Annotated in this window: 13 protein-coding genes; 7 read left to right on the top strand and 6 right to left on the bottom strand. The window is 39.8% G+C overall.

Going from position 1 to position 19,845, the window contains the following annotated elements; genetic code table 11:
* Nucleotides 1–217 precede the first annotated feature (217 nt).
* Nucleotides 218–634 carry a hypothetical protein gene (locus AHMF7605_RS11025; RefSeq protein WP_106929245.1) on the top strand — a complete coding sequence of 139 codons (417 nt, stop codon included), beginning with the start codon at nt 218–220 and terminating at the stop codon, nt 632–634.
* Between the two features lie 838 nt (nt 635–1,472).
* A complete protein-coding gene (locus AHMF7605_RS11020; RefSeq protein ID WP_106929243.1) occupies nt 1,473–3,932 on the top strand; it encodes a TonB-dependent receptor in 2,460 nt (819 codons plus the stop codon).
* A gap of 82 nt (nt 3,933–4,014) precedes the next feature.
* Here the strand turns inward: AHMF7605_RS11020 and AHMF7605_RS11015 are convergent, their stop codons facing one another.
* Both AHMF7605_RS11015 and AHMF7605_RS11010 read right to left on the bottom strand, forming a co-directional pair.
* The gene (locus AHMF7605_RS11015; RefSeq protein WP_106929241.1) at nt 4,015–4,413 is read right to left on the bottom strand and encodes a GNAT family N-acetyltransferase; all 399 of its coding nucleotides are present in this window, start codon (nt 4,411–4,413) and stop codon (nt 4,015–4,017) included.
* A 54-nt stretch (nt 4,414–4,467) separates the two neighbouring features.
* Nucleotides 4,468–5,268 carry a polysaccharide deacetylase family protein gene (locus AHMF7605_RS11010; protein WP_106929239.1) on the bottom strand — a complete coding sequence of 267 codons (801 nt, stop codon included), beginning with the start codon at nt 5,266–5,268 and terminating at the stop codon, nt 4,468–4,470.
* A gap of 504 nt (nt 5,269–5,772) precedes the next feature.
* Between AHMF7605_RS11010 and AHMF7605_RS11005 the strand changes: the two genes are divergently transcribed.
* A complete protein-coding gene (locus tag AHMF7605_RS11005) occupies nt 5,773–7,947 on the top strand; it encodes a carbohydrate binding family 9 domain-containing protein (protein ID WP_106929237.1) in 2,175 nt (724 codons plus the stop codon).
* A gap of 202 nt (nt 7,948–8,149) precedes the next feature.
* Nucleotides 8,150–8,404 carry an SGNH/GDSL hydrolase family protein gene (locus AHMF7605_RS11000; protein ID WP_106929235.1) on the top strand — a complete coding sequence of 85 codons (255 nt, stop codon included), beginning with the start codon at nt 8,150–8,152 and terminating at the stop codon, nt 8,402–8,404.
* A 168-nt stretch (nt 8,405–8,572) separates the two neighbouring features.
* On the opposite strand, the gene AHMF7605_RS10995 is transcribed toward AHMF7605_RS11000, so the two are convergent.
* From AHMF7605_RS10995 to AHMF7605_RS10980, 4 genes are all read right to left on the bottom strand, one after another.
* Nucleotides 8,573–11,566, bottom strand: a complete 2,994-nt coding sequence (locus AHMF7605_RS10995) for an outer membrane beta-barrel family protein (protein WP_106929233.1) — start codon at nt 11,564–11,566, stop codon at nt 8,573–8,575.
* Nucleotides 11,567–12,014: 448 nt separating this feature from the next.
* Nucleotides 12,015–12,473 carry an aminoglycoside 6'-N-acetyltransferase gene (gene aac(6') / locus AHMF7605_RS10990; RefSeq protein WP_106929231.1) on the bottom strand — a complete coding sequence of 153 codons (459 nt, stop codon included), beginning with the start codon at nt 12,471–12,473 and terminating at the stop codon, nt 12,015–12,017.
* Nucleotides 12,474–12,529: 56 nt separating this feature from the next.
* Nucleotides 12,530–13,450: an arginase family protein gene (locus AHMF7605_RS10985; protein WP_106929229.1), complete on the bottom strand. Its 921-nt coding sequence runs from the start codon at nt 13,448–13,450 to the stop codon at nt 12,530–12,532.
* Between the two features lie 332 nt (nt 13,451–13,782).
* Entirely contained in the window at nt 13,783–14,619 is an 837-nt protein-coding gene (locus AHMF7605_RS10980; protein WP_106929227.1) for an alpha/beta fold hydrolase, read from the bottom strand.
* 355 nt (nt 14,620–14,974) lie between these two features.
* On the opposite strand from AHMF7605_RS10980, the gene AHMF7605_RS10975 reads away from it, so the two are divergent.
* From AHMF7605_RS10975 to AHMF7605_RS10965, 3 genes are all read left to right on the top strand, one after another.
* Nucleotides 14,975–15,223, top strand: a complete 249-nt coding sequence (locus AHMF7605_RS10975) for a hypothetical protein (RefSeq protein ID WP_106929225.1) — start codon at nt 14,975–14,977, stop codon at nt 15,221–15,223.
* 321 nt (nt 15,224–15,544) lie between these two features.
* The gene (locus tag AHMF7605_RS10970) at nt 15,545–15,955 is read left to right on the top strand and encodes a hypothetical protein (protein ID WP_106929223.1); all 411 of its coding nucleotides are present in this window, start codon (nt 15,545–15,547) and stop codon (nt 15,953–15,955) included.
* A gap of 1,031 nt (nt 15,956–16,986) precedes the next feature.
* Nucleotides 16,987–19,356: an InlB B-repeat-containing protein gene (locus tag AHMF7605_RS10965; RefSeq protein ID WP_106929221.1), complete on the top strand. Its 2,370-nt coding sequence runs from the start codon at nt 16,987–16,989 to the stop codon at nt 19,354–19,356.
* The last annotated feature ends 489 nt before the right edge of the window (nt 19,357–19,845 follow it).

The following is a 19,845-nucleotide window of genomic DNA, read 5'->3' as shown; positions in this document are numbered from 1 at the left end:
TGTTTTAGGTTTTTATGTGTATATATTAATAAATAAATTATTGTTCTCCGAAATGCTTTTATGTTTCTCCGGGAAATATTTTTTATGAAATAATATTTATCTTCAATTTATTTGCATTATTTTATTAGCTTCGTATAAATTCCGACCTGTATTTCCTCAATCCTAGCTAAGTGTAAGCTTGTTTACAGAACTCCATTATATATTTTAAATTAACCTAATGATAACCTCCTTATCTACTACTGTTAGTCTGATAAAAAGAACTTACATAGAGATTGATTACAACGCGGAAGCGGAATGGCTTTACATTAATTGGAAAGGTAATATTACCGATGAAATGGGTATGGTCGGGTGTGAAGATATTCTGCTAGCCTTACATAAGTATCCGGTTAAGAAAATTATTAACGATAACCAGCACGTCCATGGTCGTTGGGCGGAGGGTATTAACAATTGGTTGATACACTCCTGGTTTCCCCGTTTTCTAGGAGCGGGTTGTTTTTTTATGGCCTGGGTGCAATCTCCTTGTCCCGAAAGCCAAACTTCTTTGGAACAAGCCTTAAAATACGAAATTCCCAACATTACCATCCTGGTTTTCGACGATATTGAAACTGCCTCGGCCTGGCTGAAAGAAGTGTAATATTTCCATTGTATCAATCCAAAGAAAGGAAACAACTAGAGAAAAGCATCCGTTTTTATTCCCGATGCTTCCTGTTATTCCGATTCAGGTGCTAAGTTTTAGTCAATTTGCCTATCCCCTTTAGTTTTATTTCAGTTTCCGGGATACTATAAGAAAGCAATTGTAGTAGTTTTCAGAAGCAAGAGATAGATATAAGCTAAGCCATTATTTCTGTATAATAGCAAATTATTTCAAATGGAAGTAAACAGAACGTATTTACTGGTTACCAAGATGGTAGGAGGTTACCGATAGGCAGCAACTACTAGCATTCAAAGTCCGTTTGGTTCTTCCGGGCGGTGCCCGCCAGCCACGAGGCAAACAAGTTACGGTTGAAATAAGAGAGCGTCGCCGCCTGAAGACGGAAACCGGCTCCACAAGTAAACCGACTTTAGTGCGTCTTTTATACCTCAAGCTAGTTTTGCTTATCTTTCTGATGAATAACTTCCACCACATTCATTAAATAAAAACAAGCTATTGGTAGGTATTTTTCTTAACAAAGAAGCGCTGGCCGTTAATTATTCCAGTTTTAACGGCTACCGTGGTGTATTTTACAACAATTTATTGAAAAATGAATATACTAAATCTAATCTGTTTTATATTATTGCGAATGAATGCTTAATATATTAATCCTGAAAATTTTCTGCTTTGGGAGTTAAAAGAAGGAGGTGTTACATTTTTGGTTTTATCAAATTTTGAAATCGATAAAGTAATTCAGAATTTTTCATCTTGGATTTTAAGTTTATACCATTCTGGGTTTAAACGATTAAGAAGGTGGTTAACTGCTGATTGAAACAGATACATGAAAAATATTTTTACTTTAATTTTTATTTTACTTTCCTCTTTTTCCCTTTTTGCGCAGAATAGTGTAATTAAAGGGAGAGTAATGGCGAATGGCGAACCCTTGGCTTATGCTTCCGTTGGGATTGTCGGAACCCGGCTTGGGGCTACTTCCAACGATAAAGGGTATTACGAAATTAAAAATGTACCGCCGGGTACCATGGAAGTAGGAGCTTCCAGTATTGGTTACCAGCCCGAAAAAGCTTCGACCACCTTAACTCCCAGTTCTACCACTACCATCAATTTTACTTTAAAAGAAATTACCTCTAAGCTCGATGAAATTGTGGTAACAGGAGTTACCCGGGCCACCGAAGTGAAAAGAAGCCCCATTCCGATTGCTACCATTTCTAAGAAAGAAATTAACATTAACGTAAACTCTAATATTATTGATGCCATTGTAAAAGGCGTGCCCGGCGTAAGTGCTACCACTACGGGACCTAACATTTCGAAGCCATTTATTCGGGGTTTGGGGTATAACCGGGTACTTAATATGTACGATGGTATCCGGCAGGAAGGGCAGCAATGGGGCGATGAGCACGGCACCGAGGTAGACCAGTACGGTATTGACCGGGCCGAAGTAGTAAAAGGTCCGGCCAGTCTTACCTACGGATCGGATGCCTTAGCGGGCGTAATTAACATGATTCCGGCAATACCCCAAGGCGTAGACGGAAAGTTAAAAGGCGATTTATTAACGGATTTTCACAGCAACAACGGCTTAATTGGCACTTCTTTAGGCGTATCTTACAACAAAAACGATTGGAAATTTTATCTGCGCGGTACCCAAAAAAGAGCGCATAATTACCGCAATCCTGTGGATGGCCGGGTTTACGGCAGCGCCTACCGCGAGTACAATGTGAGCGGTACGGCCCGGGTAGATAAATCTTGGGGTTTTTCGCAAATATCGGCTACTCTTTACGATAATCTGCAGGAAATTCCGGATGGCAGCCGCGATTCTTTAAGCCGCCAATTTACCAAACCTATCCGGGAAGGGAACGCCGATGACGTTAAAAACCGGCCCATTGTACCGGAAAACGAATTAAAAACGTATTCTATCGGCGATTTGCACCAAGCCATCCAACATTACCGGGTATATACGCATAATCAGTTCATCATTGGTCAGGGAAATATCAATGCCACTTTCGGCTTCCAGCAAAGCCGACGGCGCGAATTTTTGTTTCCTACTCTGCCGGATAAAGCAGCTTTGTTCCTGGTGCTAAATACACTTAATTACGACGTGCATTATAACTTGCCCGCCTGGAATGGTTTAGAAACTACCGTGGGCGTAAATGGCATGTTCCAGACGAATAAAAATAAAGATGCCACTAATTTCCCGATTCCGGATTATGCCTTATTTGATGTGGGTACTTTTGTGTTTACCAAACGGGCATTGGGTAAGTTCGATATTTCGGGTGGTATCCGGTACGATACCCGTTCTTTAATTTGGAACAATTTTTACACCAGCACGGATGCGGCCGGCTTCGGACGGAAAGCAAATGCCCAGGAACCGGGGGCTTATTTACAATTTCCGGAGTTTACTCACCCCTATCACGGCGTTTCGGGTAGTTTAGGGGCAACGTACAATCTATCGGAGAGAATTTTATTTAAAGCTAATTTAGCCCGCGGTTATCGTTCTCCCAACATAAACGAAGTGGGTTCCAACGGCCTGGACCCAGGAGCGCACATCCGCTACCAAGGCAACCGGGAATTTAAGCCCGAATTTAATTTTCAAAAAGATATAAGCTTCCTGGCTTACCTGAAAAATGTAGATGTCAGCGTAGAAGTTTTTGATAACCGCATTTCTAACTATATTTTTCAGGCTCGTTTAAGCGATAGCCAAGGACAACCCATTGTGGATGACCAAGGAAATCTTACTTATAAATACCAACAATCCAAAGCCCAATTGTACGGCGGAGAATTTACTTTAAACCTGCATCCTGAATCGGTATCGTGGCTGAACTTTAACAACAGCCTGGCTTACGTGAAAGGTATAAACAAAAACAGCAAGCTCCGCGAAACCTACGGCGATGCCGCCAAATACCTGCCTTTTATATTGCCTTTGCATTTTCGTTCGGAAATCCGGGGTACTTTACGGAAATCCGTGGGAGCTTACACCGGCATTTACGCCCGCTTGGAACTGGATGCTTACGCCCGGCAAAACAAAATATACGCGGTAGATAAAACTGAAACGCCTACTCCCGGCTACGTGCTTTTTAATACCGGTTTAGGAACATCCGTAAAACAAAAATCCGGACGGGTATTTTGCCAGCTATTCTTTCAGGTGAATAATTTATGGGATAAAGCGTACCAATCGCACTTAAACCGGCTTAAATATTTTGAATATTACCAGGCTTCGCCGAATAATCACCGGGGAATTTATAATATGGGTCGAAACTTCAGCGTAAAGGTTATTATTCCGTTTTAATTTTTTGGTCTGTCATTAAATACTTTGGTCTGTCATTAAATACTAAAGAAGAGAATCCATTACAGGAACTTCTATTCTAAGATTATTTATTTCTAGGCAGGATAAAACCGTTTTCTACTTTCTCCATGCCAATTTTAGGATAATACTCCATTGCCGTTGGCACACTTAACAACAAGACCATACATTCCGGGCCTACTTTTTCTTTACTTAATGCTACTAGTTTTCTCCCGATGCCCGATTTCTTAAAAGCATCGCGTACTGCCAAATCAGCTAAATAACAACTCCATACCCAATCGGTTATACATCGGGAAACACCTACCAGCAACTCTCCGCTCCAGGCCGTAATAATTAAATTGGCATTCTGATACATTTTCCGGATTCGTTCCGCATCTTGGGTAGGTCTGGGTAAACCGGCGTTGTTGTATAATTCAATTATTTGTTCAGCGGATGGTACCACGTCGTATTTATAAATGATCGGCATTTTGCTTTTAGAAATTATATAGAAGATTAAAATAGCCAGATTTTACGATTTGAATTACGATTTTTTTTGCTGCTCTTTAATAAATTCCGCTACGTCCAGCATAGGGGCCACCCAGAGCTCTTGCTCGCGCTTTTTTAAATACTGAAGCAGTTGGCGATGCGCTTTTAGCGAAACATTTAAACTGTGTTCGCCGCCAACCCCGTGAAAAAGAAACACCAGTAAACCTTGATTAGCTTCGGCTTGCTTTACTAATTTTATCAGTTCTTCCCCCGATTGTCCGTTTACTAGGTGGCAACTAATGTTGTACAAATCTACCTTGTCCGGAGTGGGCATGGCCGGACTAACTCCTCTGGCACCGACAAAGTCATTTTTTAAACCTTCCAGGTAGGGAGTATTTCCAATTTTAGTGTCGCCGCAAGGATAAGCAAAGGTTCTTTTAACTTTTCCGTCGATAGCAAACAATATCGTGTTCATCGTCCGGATCTCATCGGTCATCCGGCGCACCGAATAATTATTTAAATCATTATCGGGTTTTACAAATTCTCTACCGGGCAAACTGCCGGTGCAAGGATGATGAATCGTATGATTGGCTAATTCGTGCCCCTGGGCGGCAGCAACCCGCCACTTAGGAATTTGCGTTTGCAGCCCACCAAAATAATCGGAAATATAGAATGTACCTTTTAAACCCACTGAATCCAAAGCCGGAATAACTTGGTTCACGTGCGTGTTCAGACCATCATCGTAAGTTAAAACAACCGCACTTTTTTTCCCTTTCCAAAGAGTTTTGTTTTGGGCTTGGGTTACAAATGTGAAGATGGTAAATAATAGAAGTAGTAAAAAAATTTGTTTTCTCATGTAATCTGGCTTTTCTTGGTTGAATCAGGAGCGAGTCCTTCTTCAAAATTTAAAATCTAAACTTAATTCACTAGTCAATATTAAGATGATTGTACAGCCACTTTATTATAATTTGGTTCTTTGCTTTGCCCCAAGGCTTCGCCAGAAACCAGCAACAATAAAATAAGAAATTGCTGCATGCTCTTAATGAAAGTATAAGGCAATATAAGCCCGAGAAAGCTTATTTATATACTAATAATAAAAAAATTAGAGGTTAGCTTTGCTTTCGCAATTGTCCTTTCTCAACGAAAAAATTAATTATTATTAGAGTTTGAGCCCGGACCTTTTTAATTTAAAACCAGAAATATCTGCCCGCTTGTATGATGTTGGCTAAAGAGCATTATTTATTTTTTATTTTCATGAAGTACACCTGCGCGTAAAACACTACATTCGTCTTTGCTTTAAATTTCTTTTACTTCAGCTCTTTTATTTATTCTAATAAACCCGAATACCTCATTATCGCTTATGAGAATAACTTTACTTACGCTTTGCTTAACTATTCTTTCCTTATCGTTGCTGGCCCAGAAAAAGAATGCGGCTTATCAGTTACCCATTAAAGAAGCTTCTTCCGAAATAAAAATTGATGGCGTACTGGACGAACAGGCCTGGCAGGAAGCCGCCGTAGCCAAAGATTTTTTCATGATGTTGCCCATGGATACCAGCCTTGCCCAGGTTCCTACAGACGTACGCATGACGTACGATAAAAATAACATTTACATAATAGCGGTAAACTACGTTACCCTGCCCGGACCGTACATGGTAGAATCTCTTCGCCGGGATTGGGCCTTCGGGAAAAACGATAATTTTATTTTTTTCATCGACCCCTTCGATGACCAAACTAATGGTTTCTCTTTTGGCGCCAATGCCGCCGGGGCGCAATGGGACGGTATTATGTACGAAGGCAGTAAAGTAGATTTAAGCTGGGATAATAAATGGGTTTCTACGGTTAAAAATTACGACGATAAATGGGTTTTTGAAGCTGCTATTCCATTTAAAACCATCCGGTACAAAAAAGGCATCACTAATTGGGGCATTAACTTTAGCCGCCAGGATTTAAAAAGCACCGAAAAATCGGCCTGGGCGCCGGTTCCCCGGCAATTCCCGAGCGCCGCCTTGGCGTATACGGGTACCTTGGTTTGGGACCAACCGCCACCGGAAGCGGGTACCAATATTTCCTTAATTCCTTATGCTTTGGGCGGTCTTTTTCGTGATTTTTCGGGTAAGCAAAAAACGGAGTACCGCAAAGAAGTAGGCATTGACGCGAAGGTAGCCATTACTTCTGCTATAAACCTGGATTTAACGGTCAATCCGGATTTTTCGCAAGTGGATGTGGATCAGCAGGTAACTAATCTGGATCGGTTCGAATTGTTTTTTCCGGAAAGGCGGCAGTTTTTCCTCGAAAACGGCGATTTATTTACCAATTATGGTTACGCCAATATCCGGCCTTTTTTCTCCCGGCGCATTGGTTTGGGCGTACCCATTCGTTTCGGTGCCCGCTTAAGCGGCCGGTTAAATAAAGACTGGCGGCTCGGTATTATGGATATGCAAACCGGCGAAGTAGACGAAATGGGTCTTCCGGCTCAGAACTTTGCGGTAGCTTCGTTGCAAAGGCGGGTTTTTGCCCGGTCTAACATCGGCGTTATTTTTATTAATAAAGAATCCTTAAACTATACTCCCGGCAAAGAACCGGGCAAGCCGGTTTACTCCCGGTATAATCGGAATTTTGGTTTTGAATATAACCTAGCTTCAGCCAATAATATGTGGACCGGTAAAGCCATGGTTTTAAAGTCGTTTAGTCCGGGGAAAACTGGGCGGGATTGGGTACATGCGGCCAATTTGCAATATTCTAGTCGGGCCTGGTTAATTAACTGGCAGCACCAGTACGTAGGGCGTAATTATACGGCCGAAGTGGGTTACGTACCGCGCCAAAGTTTTATTCAGATAAATCCGAAAGTAGGGTATTCTTTTTTCCCGAAGAAAGGACCTGTTTTGAACCATGGCCCCAGTATTAGTACCAATTATATTACGAACGAAGCTTTTAAAACTACCGATAATACCAGCCTCTTTTCTTATGCGTTTACTTTCCGGAGCCGGAGCACCTTTACCGCTTGGACAGCTTATGATTACGTGAAATTATTGCAGCCTTTTGATCCGACTAACTTTCGCCGCGACACCCTGGCCCGCGGGACGGAACATAACTGGAAATCGTGGGGAACGGAGTTTATTTCGAAGCCGCAAAGCATTTTTACTTATTCTTTTAGCACGCGTTACGGTGGCTACTATGCCAATGGTACCCGGTTAAATTTGGCGGGCAGTTTAGGTTATCGATTTCAGCCTTTCGTGAGCATTGCGGTGGCCGCCAATTTCAACGACATAACCTTACCCGAGCCTTGGGGAAGAAATAAATTCTGGTTGATTGGGCCGCGTTTGGATGTTACCCTAACGAACACTTTGTATCTGACAACTTTTGTGCAATATAACGAGCAGATAGATAACGTAAATTTAAATGCCCGTTTGCAATGGCGTTATAAACCCGCTTCGGATTTATTTATCGTGTACACCGATAATTATTTACCCACCAACTTTGCGGTGAAGAGTAGGGCGCTGGTTTTTAAATTTACTTATTGGTGGAATATGTAAAAACTAATTAAAACTTATAATTAATTTAAACTGGATTTTTATAAAGTGGCGATGAAGATAATATTTGATTTTTTAAATTACTGTTAGTTAATCATTATCTAAAAACAAACCTCTTCGAAAATTAAATAACGGAAAATAGAGGATAGCCGTACAGAGTAACTTGTAACCGAAGCGGTACTATTAACGGAACTCAACTATTACTATGGAAAAACCAAACGTTATTCTTTTTACTTATTCCGAACTAGATAGAAAACAATCGTACCTGATTAACTTAAATGCGATTTCGCGTTGTTTATTTGAGCAAAACGGCGACGTAAAATCTTTGCATGTTCATTACTCCAACGGCGCCGAAGCGGATAAATTTTCCGGCGAAGTAGCCATTACTATTGCCGGTTTAATTACCGATGCTCTGAGTCAAGGCCATCCAGGTTATAGCCTAAGCCGGGAACTTTGGTAATAAACTTTAAAATTTTTATAAGCTGTCACTAATCTTTTAAGCAGGTTTACTTTAAATGCTTGAAATTTAAATTTCTGATTTAGACGATAGTTGTTGCAATAACTAATAAAACAAAAAGCTGTTCTGACTAAGAACAGCTTTTTGTTTTTGCATCTATTTTTAAGCTTCCTACTCTTGTCTGGCTGGTTGCTTATTAACTTCCGGCATAGTCGGAGTTGTGGGTCTGTTAGCCGGTGCTTGTTGCAGCGAATCCGTTGGGGTAGCTGAAGGCTGAGTAACGGGTGCTTGATTTAAAGAATCCGTAGGTGCTGCTGGCTTTACAGAATCAGTTGGTTGATTTGGTTGAGTCAGCGGCGCTCTTTTTATTGAATCAGCGGGAGTGTTGCCGAGTAAAGATTGTCCAGGTGCAGTTGTTGGGGCTTGACCAGGTACTATTTGACCAGGAGTTACTTGACCAGAGCGACCAGCTGGAGCCTGCCCGTTGCCAGCGCCAGGTCTTTGTGGCATCTGCCCACCAGGCCGTCCTCCGGTACCTTGAGTTTGTCCTCCGGAGCGTTGACCTTGTCCGCCACCCGCTGCGCCTTGGCCACCATTATTGCCGGCTGCACCGCCTCCGCCATTATCCTGGCCGCCATCACCACCACCTTCTTTTAGGTCGTCGTTGGTAACAGATTTTTTCCGGCGCCGGGGCTGATCATCCATGCTCATTTTACCAATGCGATAGCTGAAATTAACTTTTACGCTGGTATTGTACATGGTATTGGTACTTCTTTGGTAAAAGTTAGCGGATTGTGATTCGCTGCGCATTTTAATATTAGAGGTAATAAAGTTCTCGGCTCCAATGCCAATGCTGCCTCTTTTACCTTTAAAGTCGCGGCGTAGGCTCAAAGAATAAATTCCGAAGCCGCTTTGAAAACCTTGTAACTGCACTTGGCGCCCCCGGTAAAAACCAAATAACTGTAATCCCCAATCCTTGGCAAAATTATAAGAACCCATGGCCCGAACACTAGCTACCCAACCCGTGTTACTTGCTTTCAACAGAGGGTCCGCAAGGTTATTGTCGAGCACGGCGTAGTACACATCTGTACCACCGTTAATCGATAATTTATTGGATAGGTTAACATTCCCAAATACCCCAAATCCATAAGCATCTTCCTGACCAATGTTGGCATAAGTAGTACGGATGGTGTCGGAGCCAGGCCGAATAGGTTCCCGCACGCTTTGGATAGAATTATTGGTATTGCGGAAGAAAGTGGAAAAGGTTAAGAAAGTACTTTTAAGGTAAGTGTTATAACCTAACTCAAAGTTATTCGTGAATTCGGGCCTTAAATCCGGGTTACCTACGGTGATATTTATGGGGTTGGCACTTTGTACGTTTGGATTTAAATATTGCAATGAGGGCCGCTGGATCCGGCGGTTATACGCTAATTTTACCGTATTTCCACTTTTTAGCTTTTTCGATAAGTTTACGCTGGGTACCAGGCTGCCGTACGAAGGAATATCCCGCTCGCCGTTAGTGCCATTTTTGAAACGGGCATCAATGGTCGTATACTCGTAACGGGCACCAGCTTTTAAGCTATAATTTTTAGGAGTCGTTAAGGTATAAGAAGTATAAGCCCCGGAAATATTTTGGTTATAATCAAATACGTTGGCAAACTGCTGGTTTAAGAGCGGCACGAAAGGAAGATTAGGTCCATCCGCTTCGGAAGATTGATAATCGCTGGTAACCTGGCGGCTAATGATTTTTCCCCCAAACTCCACCAGTTGCGTTTTCCCAATGGGATTTTGATAATCTACCTGGATGGTAGATTCCTGATTAAAACTTTGGTTGTCGTTTTTTAAGCGGTGCAAGATTGCATTGTTGTCCTCGTTTAAAGAATCGCGAATAAAATCGTTGGTGCGGTTATTACGGCTAAAAAGCGTTAGTATATTTAACTCCTGCTGCGGCTTGGCAAAAGTATGCGTATAGTTTAAACTAACATCCACGTTGCCCGATAAATCTTTGGATTCGCTATCCTCTAAAATGCTTCGAATAAAAGTTTCATTGCGGTAAGTTAAAGTGCGGAGAAAGTCTTGATTTTGCCGGCCATTCCGGACACCGAACATTACCGAAGCGGTAATAAAGTTGTTTTTATCTATATCATAATCCCAGCCTAGAGTATAACGGCCAAACAAATTGCGGCTTCGGGTATCCGCGCTTTGTTTTCTTAAATTTTGGATTTCGATACCTAAGTCATCGGTAAAAATACTAGTTTGCTCGTTGTTAAAAGCCCCTTTTACGTTATACATAGACCGGCCAAAGCCACCCAAGGAAAAGCCCATTTTACCTTTGCGGTACGAGCCTCTTAAACCTAAATTAGAACCCCGTAAACCGGCGCTGCCATCCACATTCAAGGAAAATCCGGATAAATTATTCTTTTTGGTAACGATATTAATAATTCCCGCCGAACCTTCCGCATCGTACCGGGCCGAAGGCGACGTAATTACTTCTACCGATTTTATCATGTCGGCCGGAATTTGTTTTAACGCATCGGCCACACTGCTGGCGGCAATGGTAGAGGGTTTATTGTTGATTAATACTTTTATGTTCTGGCTGCCCCGCATGGAAACATTACCTTCCAAATCCACGGATAACATCGGCACTTTCCGGAGCACATCGGTAGCATCGCCGCCGCGGTTGGTTTGGTCGTTTTCGGCGTTGTATACGGTCCGGTCGACCTTTTCCTCAATCATGGCCCGCTGGGCTTCAATTGTAACTTCTTTCAGGGTTTGGGTGCTGGTATTAATTTTAATTTCGCCCAGATTTACGGCTTCGTCCCGGCCACTCACTTTTACATCGTTAATGGTCCGGGTTTGGTAACCAATAAAAGTGATCACCAACTGATACGTACCGCCCCCAATATTGCTAATCGTAAATTTACCTTTATCGTCGGCAAGAGCGCCATCCAAGGCTTTGCCGGAAGCAGGATTATTAAGGGTAATGGTGGCAAAGCTAACCGGATGTTGATTGGTGGCATCCAGCACCGTACCCGTAATCCGGCTATTGCCTTTAGGTGCCAGTGAACCCGTCAGGGCGCCGCTATTTCCGGTTCCTTGACCAATGGCTAATTGATTGCAAAGCGCTAAAATTAGTAAAAGCAGAAGAGATACAGGTTTTTTCATAGTACTGGGCAAAAAATAGTATGATTCGGGTAAAAGTAGTTGGTAAATCTGAAGTAAATCTGTATCTTTTTAGGTTATACTGTTTATAAACAAACTTTTATAACTTATTCTTTTACGTAAGACTTTTTTATTTTTAAAAAGACATCTAAACTAGGTAGGAGGGCCATTAGATTGTAAGTAGGCCAAAGGGTTTAATTTGCTCAGACAAAGATTATTGAAAATTAAGGGCGGAAGTTTCACATAATAACAAACGCCTTCTATCCTAAAATTGCAAATAGCACGTTTGCTGGTATTCAGAATCGGCTTAAAATTTAATGTTGTTTTACTGAAATTGATGGTAAGGAAATTGGAAAGTAGCTAACGCTTGAAAGTAGGATTAAAAGATTTGAGAAAAACCAAAAAGCAGAAAATAAAAATAGAGGAACCTGAACTAGTATTACAGCATAAATTATTTTAAATCTTTAATGAAAGCTATGACACGGCTGGATTCCTTAAAGCCAACACTCGAATGAAAATGGTAACTTACGGTATTATCTAAGCTTGTATCGGAGCCTATTTGCGTACAGTTATTTTCTTTTACCCAATCTTCTCCCACCTGCAGCAGCTTTCGGGAAATACCTTTGCGCCGGAAGGCTGGTTTCACGTATATGCCTTCTACATACCCCGTTGGGCTCGATTCGGAACCTTCTACGTAATCCGTTCTGATACCTAAATAAATAAAGCCTACAAACTCTTCTGCCCACCGAAACAGAAATACTTTGAATCTATCGGAGGAGAGAATTTTTAGAAGAACAGTTTTCAGGTCTTCGTAATTCTGGTCGGGCCATAAATCTAAAGCCATGGTCAGTAGTTCTTCCAAGTGTTCTGTTTGGGCCGTAATAATTGGTTCCTCGGGTTCTGTACTCATGTAAACTTGGTAGTTCGGTTTCCTGGTCAAAAAATTTAGTAATAGGCTGGTTTTAGTTAAAGCGTATTAGGAGAGTATACTTTTCGAGCTTGGGTAAAAGATTGAGTGAATTCAGAAACAAATCTGGCGGTATAGTGGCCGGTGGGGTCCAGGTCCGGATCTAAAATGGTTATTTCTAATCCGGTTGCTTTTGGGCTAGCCATTAAAGCAGCTAGAATACTGTTCAGTTCTTCATAGGTTAATCCTCCGGGGGTGCGGCTGTCCACAGCCGGCATTACTTCGTCTTCTAAAACATCTACGTCCAGGTGGAGCCAAAAACCATCCAATTCTTGTGTTTCAATCATTTTGAGGAAGGAGTTAATACTAGTATTTATTCCTCTTGCTCGTAAGGCATTTAAGGAAAGGTAATGCGCTTGTGAATCCTGAATTGCTTTTTCATATTCTTCGTCGTACTCCCGGTTCCCAACGCACCAAACGTATTCTTCTTTAAAGTAAGGGCCTAAATCATTGATATTGGTTAACTTTGGGGGGCCGTAGCCCGCTACCATGGCAGCAGCCATACCACCCACCCCACCCGTAGCGGATAAATGAGGTTCCATAAAATCGGTATGCCCATCGAGGTAAAATATAGCGTAATTGCCGGTTTGTTTTAAAGCCAGCGCAGTGCCCAGCAAAATGCTGCAATCGCCGCCTAATACCACCGGAAATTTTTGCTTTGTTAGCACTTTCTGCAATAATCCGGATTGTTCCTGAGCATACCCGACCAGAGCTTCTGCATTTAGAACGGCCGTTTCCGGATCCCGGTCCGGAGAGTACAAAGGTGCCTCTAATGTTAGAACTTCATCAGCCGCTAGTAACTCGTGGAAGCGATGTTGGCGCAACCATTCCGGTAATTTTTTAACGCCCGGTTCTTTACCCGGTGCCGGAGCTTTTAAACCGAGATTTGAAGGAAACTCGACAATGATTATATCAGTCACTTTGTAGCTTTTTTATAACTGTTGATGCAAGAGTTAAGTATTGCCGGTAATAACTCCTTTATTTTTTTAAGTAAATCGGAAGCAGTAAAAAATGGTAATTCCCTAACCGGGTGAAAAATAAGCGTAGTTTTTAATTCTATATCTCTCAATAAAATATCTTCCCTAATTGAGGTAAGTTTGTTCTGTACTTTTGCCTATAATTCAATTAAAAATAAGTACATGAAAATCATACTATTAGGAATAAGCTTTTTGACTTAAGTGCTGGTAAATTCCTGAAAGCTTATTTCAAAGAAGCAGGTACTTCGTTTTTTAAATTCACCTTCCTTTTTCCATTATTTATTCAGTTGTAAAAAGCTTATTACTTCCTGGGCAAATTCCGGTGTTTGCCAAGCGGTATTATGCACGCCCGGCACTCTCTTAACAACGGCCTTGGGTAATAATTTAGCTAATTCTTCGGCGGAGCCGTTGTCATTATCGGCAACGCCGGAAATAACCAAAACGGGTATTTGTACTTTGGCTAATTCAGTAGGAGAGGTGCTAGGCTGGGCTTGTTGCTGAAAGGTAAGGGTCTGGCGATCGAGGCCGCGTTCCTGAACCGATTTTAAAAAAGCTTCAAAATCTTTGTTTTCTTCTTTACCGCTTAGAGCATTTACAAAGGCAAGGCGGCGGGGCCAGTTAGGATTGGTAAAAGCTTCGCCCATACCGCCTAATACTGCGGCAGTAATTCTTTTATCCAGTACCAGTAATCGGGCGGTAATGATAGCACCGCGCGAGTAGCCCGCCACTTGGTAATTTTTAAATTTCAAAGCAGAAGCTAAACCCATTACATCCCGGGCTTCGGCATCTTTCTGGTAACCAGCTACAGTTGGGGGTTTATCCGATTTACCATTGCCGCGTAAATCTAAAACTACTACTTGAAAGCCCTTATTTAGTAAATCCTGATATACAATTTTCTTTTTCCAGTTATCCAGCGTATTCGTGAAGCCATGCAGCAATAGTATCGGTTGCCCTTCACCTTGTACTTCATAATAAATTTTTATGCCGTCAAAAGAAGTATAATATTTGCCAATATTCAGGCCCACATTCGAATGGTTCTCTTGCGATAAGGCACCCTGAGTAAAAATAAAATAACATAAAATACAGAGAAGACTTTTAAATAGGCGAGCCATAGCAGATTTTGCTTTAGATTAAACTTTAAAGTATCCATTTTTCTGTTGCCATCAAAAAAAATTAATAAGTTCGGGTAGCCAGCTTTAAAATAGTTTTTGCTAACTAGTGGGGAGCAGAGAGCAACAAGCCGGAACTATTGTAAAACTACTTACTTTTGCTTTTAATGCCGATTTATCTTGATTAGAAGAATGGGTACACACATGAAAGAGAGTTGCTGTATCAAAGCTTTCAAGCAGCATTTGAATAAAATTTGTTGGCTTTGAATTAGTTGCCTGGGGAAGTTTCAAAATTTTAGTTTGGGTTAATACTTTCTGCTATTTTATCGTTATTAATACCTAGAAACAACATGAACTCATGGATAACGGATACGACCGTACGCAACTTCTTAAAACAGCCTTAGAGCATTCTGCGATTACTATTGATGAGCTAGCCAACAATTTAGGGCTCACTCCCATTTTATTGTATCATAATCTGGAAAGCGAAGAACACGGAGCAGCAACAGTTAAGGCCGTAGCGGCTGCTTTAAGAGTTCCAATGTCTTACTTCGAGGGAGCTTTTTATTATGATGAGCGGGGACAGTTGGTACCTAGTCAACCCAAATAATTTAGTGCCGATATACTTATTTAGTTAAGGGAATAGAATCTAAATACTTTTCGGCTTCTAAATTCTTTGTCAACTTACGGTCAGGTGCGTTTTATCCGGAAAAACGTAGGTGCGGATAATTTAAATTTTTTATTCCTTATAATTATTGGTTATTTGGTAACCTGGCAGGTTCTGCTTAAAAGTCTTATCAGGAACCAGGCTAGAAGTAGCAATTATTTAGTTAAATTATACTCCTAGAATTTCATCTATCGAACCTCCTATATGTGGCATTACTTCGGTGATATAAGTAGATTAAAAGAAAGTTAATACTTTTTATACAAGATGATTTTACACCAAGATCTTTTATTGGAGTTAATATACGATGTTAAGACAGACATTTTAAGTGTGCAGTGGCCGGATATAAAAGATGTTTCTGTTTCGGAGTTAGAGTTCTCTTTTCAGAAGTTGCTGGATACTGTTAGCCACTATGATATTAAAAGGTTATTGATTGATTCCAGTAAATCGGTTGTTACCTTGGACGATAAAATTTACAAGCCTATGTTATTTAGGCTGGTACTTGCCTTTAATCATACCCGATTGCGGAAAATGGCCCGTATTATTTCAGAAAATGAACTACGCGAAAATTTGCTAAAAAGCTACGCTGCTGAAATAAAGCATAAAGAAACATTAGCTTTTCAAACCAAAGAATTCAATAATCAGGAAACGGCGCTTGCTTGGCTGTGTCAAGATTAATTAAAATCAGACAGGAAATTAATTTTTCTAATTTCAATTCCTGGTTAAAACTCAAACAACCATCCGATTTCACAACCAGTCACTTTAAGTAGATAATAGTTCCTCGTTATAGTTAACAATGGAAGTCTATGATTGGCTAAATAACTCAAGTTACTGATGATGAAACGGTTCTAACTTACGGGTAGCACTGATTGCTACTTTCTTCTATATTTAATTTCTTGAAATATATTATTGTACTTCTTTGATATTGAACCTCTTCAAGTATTCAAGCTAAGCACTTTAGTGGTTAAAAAATATAACTTCTGAATTATCCGGGTATAACCAAATAAAAATGCAACCTTTTAAATTTGGTACTTTCTAAAGTAGTGCTTAATTTAGTAATGTTGTTCACTTTAATTAAGTTTAAATATAATAGACTATATTGATTAAAAAATTGAATAAATTCTTGTAGTAGATGCTTAATAATGGGTACTTAATTAGGTTATAATAGTATTTACTATAAAGACTAGGGTTTTCTATAGATAGAATACAATGACTTTTCTATAAGATATTATATATTTTTATAGGATAAATAGTAAAACTAAGTAAAGGATATACTGAGTGGGTGTTACTACAAACATTAATAAATAAACATATTTACTTCTATATAATCTAAGAGCACCCATTTCTAATATTAGATTATATACATTCAGAGTTAGAAAAAGATAAGAATTATATTTTTTAAATAAGTACAATAATTCAGTTTTGTTAAAAGGATATAACAAAAGCTAATTTAGCAGAACAATTATGTGTTTATGGGTTTAATTTTGCTGTTAATTTGTATAAATATTTTAATAAAATTATAAAGCATACGGCAAAATATTTATTTGAAAGAAATATAAAATAAATAATAATTTAATTTTTATACATAGCTGCTATATAACATCCTGAAGAGTATTTTTAATCTTATCCATTAAGATTATTATATGTCATGCTAGTAGCTCAATCAAGATTTCGGGATAGCTTTTTACTACTTAATACTTAATATTCAAGTGAGGACTTTTGCTAATTCACCTGTTACAACCAGAAAAGGCTTTACTTTTAAGCTTATAAGTTTATTCTTTCTTATCCTGTTTTTTACCCGGGTTAACCACGTAAAAGCTCAAATTTCTATAAAATGGGATAAGGCCTATGGCGGTAGTAATAATGATGTATTGCAGTTTCAACAGCAAACCAGCGACGGAGGCTACATTTTAGGAGGTACTTCTAGCTCCCCAGCTAATGGAAATAAATCAACGGATTCAAAAGGGCAGGAAGATTACTGGATTGTAAAAGTAGATGCCGCAGGTAATCAGCAATGGGATAGAACCTTTGGTGGTAGTAGTCAAGATTTTTTCCAGTATTTGCAACCAACCAATGATGGCGGATATATTTTGGGCGGTTACTCTAATTCGCCGGTAGGCGGTGACAAATCGGTTGTTGCTTCCGCTGGATTTGACTATTGGATTATCAAAATTGATGGTTCGGGCAAAAAGCAATGGGACAAATCTTTTGGTGGCATTTACGACGATTTCTTAGTTTCTGTGCAGCAAACGAGTGATAAAGGTTATATACTGGGTGGTACTTCCGGTTCACCGGCTTCCGGCCGGTTTGGCATGAATAAATTGATAGGTTCGAAAGGGGAAAAAGATTACTGGATTATAAAGCTGGATGCTACCGGCAAAAAGGAGTGGGATAAAACCATTGGAGGAAGCAGCTTTGATTTTTTACGGACAATTAAGCAAACCCACGATGATGGTTATCTTTTAGGGGGTTATTCTTATTCGTCCAGTAGCGTTAATAAAACGGGCTCTAACAAAGGTTTCGCCGATTACTGGATTGTAAAAATAAATTCGCGCGGGTTAATAGTATGGAATAAAACCATTGGGGGTAGTAGCGAAGATGTACTGCAATCGCTGGAGTTAACCAAGGATGGCGGATTTATTTTAGGAGGTACTTCCAGTTCGCCGGTAAGTGGTGATAAAACGCAGGCCTGTAAAGGCGAAACAGATTATTGGTTAGTGAAAATGAATAATCTGGGAGATATTGTCTGGGATAAAACCATTGGCGGCAACAATAAAGATAATTTAAGATCAGTAAAACAAACCAGCGACGGCGGCTTTATTCTGGGGGGTTATTCCAAATCGGGCGTGAGTGGTAACAAAACAGAGTCTTCGAATAAAGATATTGATTTTTGGGTAGTAAAATTAAGCAATTCTGGTACTATTACCTGGGATAAAACCATTGGAGGCAGCAAAGAAGACGGATTGCAATCGGTGCAGCAAATCAATAATGGCCAGTACATTTTAGGAGGATATTCACAATCTTTAGTTACGGAAGATCGAACTGCTCCTTCAAAAGGGAATTATGATTTTTGGTTGGTAAGCATTATAGTGAATGAGGCCGCCGATAATGTTTCCGGAACTTATACTTTAACGTCTGTTGCTACCGGCGAAGGTACTATTGGCAAGAGCTCGAATAATAACTTTTTTATAGGTGGTTCGGTTGTTTCGTTAACCGCTAACCCGAAGGCTGGTTATCGTTTTGTTGGTTGGGGTGGGGATGCGGATGGTGTCCAAAATCCCTTAACTTTAACTATGAGCCGCAATAAACGAATTACAGCTACTTTCGCTCCTATTGAGCGAGGTATATACGAAGCAGAACAGGCGGGCGTACACGGAGGAATAAGAAAAAGCGAACACGAAGGATTTAGTGGTAAAGGTTACGTAGATTTTATAAATCAAGATGATGATTTTGTACAATGGATTATACCCGGTTTAGAAGCGGCTAATTATGAACTAGCATTTCGCTATTCTAATGGTCAAGGCAAAGAGATTCCGTTAAAGATTTTTTTAAACGGGAAAATAATAGAGCAAGCTATGATCTTTAATAGTACTAAGAGCTGGTCAACATGGTCTTATGCTACGGTAAAAACAACTTTGAAAGCTGGTATCAATATTATTCGAATTAAGTCTGTTGGAAGAGGCGGTCCAAACATGGATCTTCTACGATTAACTACTTCAACCAACGCTCCCGGAACTATGGCGGCCATTTCTAATGGTTTAGCTTTTGCGCAAGATAAAGTGATAGAGCAAAAAGGAGAGCCAATTACCGCACTTGCTTTAACCACAGAATGGAAAGCTTATCCAAATCCATTTAGTACTAACCTCACTTTTAATTTACAGTTTGCTCAAAGGGAAGAATATGAATTAACTATTTACGAATTGAATGGTAATGTAATTAAATCTTTTCCGCCCGGAACGGTTGAAGCAAATAATTTGATTCACTTAATTTGGGAAGCAATTGCTGTTAAAAGTGGTATTTATCTAGCCAAACTTAAAACTAAGAACGGAGTTCAAACACTAAGAATAGTTAAAAATTAAATACGAGTACCCGTACATACTATTATCAATTAAGTAATAGAGTAAAGCCGCCATTCGATTTAATGACGGCTTTATTGTTTATGCCAATTATTAAAAGTGCTTACTAAAAAGAACAAACTAGTTTAATAATCTAGTTTATTATCTTAATACTGTTTGGCTGATTAAAGATTTAAAGTAGTACACATGGCATATTCCTAAAAAAACTTTAGAATATAAGATTGATGAATAGAAAGATATTTCATATTGCCGAACGAGCAATGTATTAAGCTTTTCAAAATAAATTTACAAGGTTTAGCAGAATCGAAATTTAAACCAAGGTTGAATAAATATTACCTGATAAGATTAGGCGTTTTGCTGGCTAAGTCAAGTATAAAGTTTATAGACTAAATTAAAAAGTGTTTACATAATGAGAGTATTAGCTATGCTTATAAAATAAGAAGGGAGCTACAGTAAATAGCTCCCTTCTTATTAACATGTAAATGAAACTCT

The organism is Adhaeribacter arboris, from assembly GCF_003023845.1.
GTDB lineage: Bacteria > Bacteroidota > Bacteroidia > Cytophagales > Hymenobacteraceae > Adhaeribacter > Adhaeribacter arboris.
The sequence above is the reverse complement of the archived record's forward strand: the minus strand, read 5'-3'. Positions and strand labels throughout refer to the sequence as shown.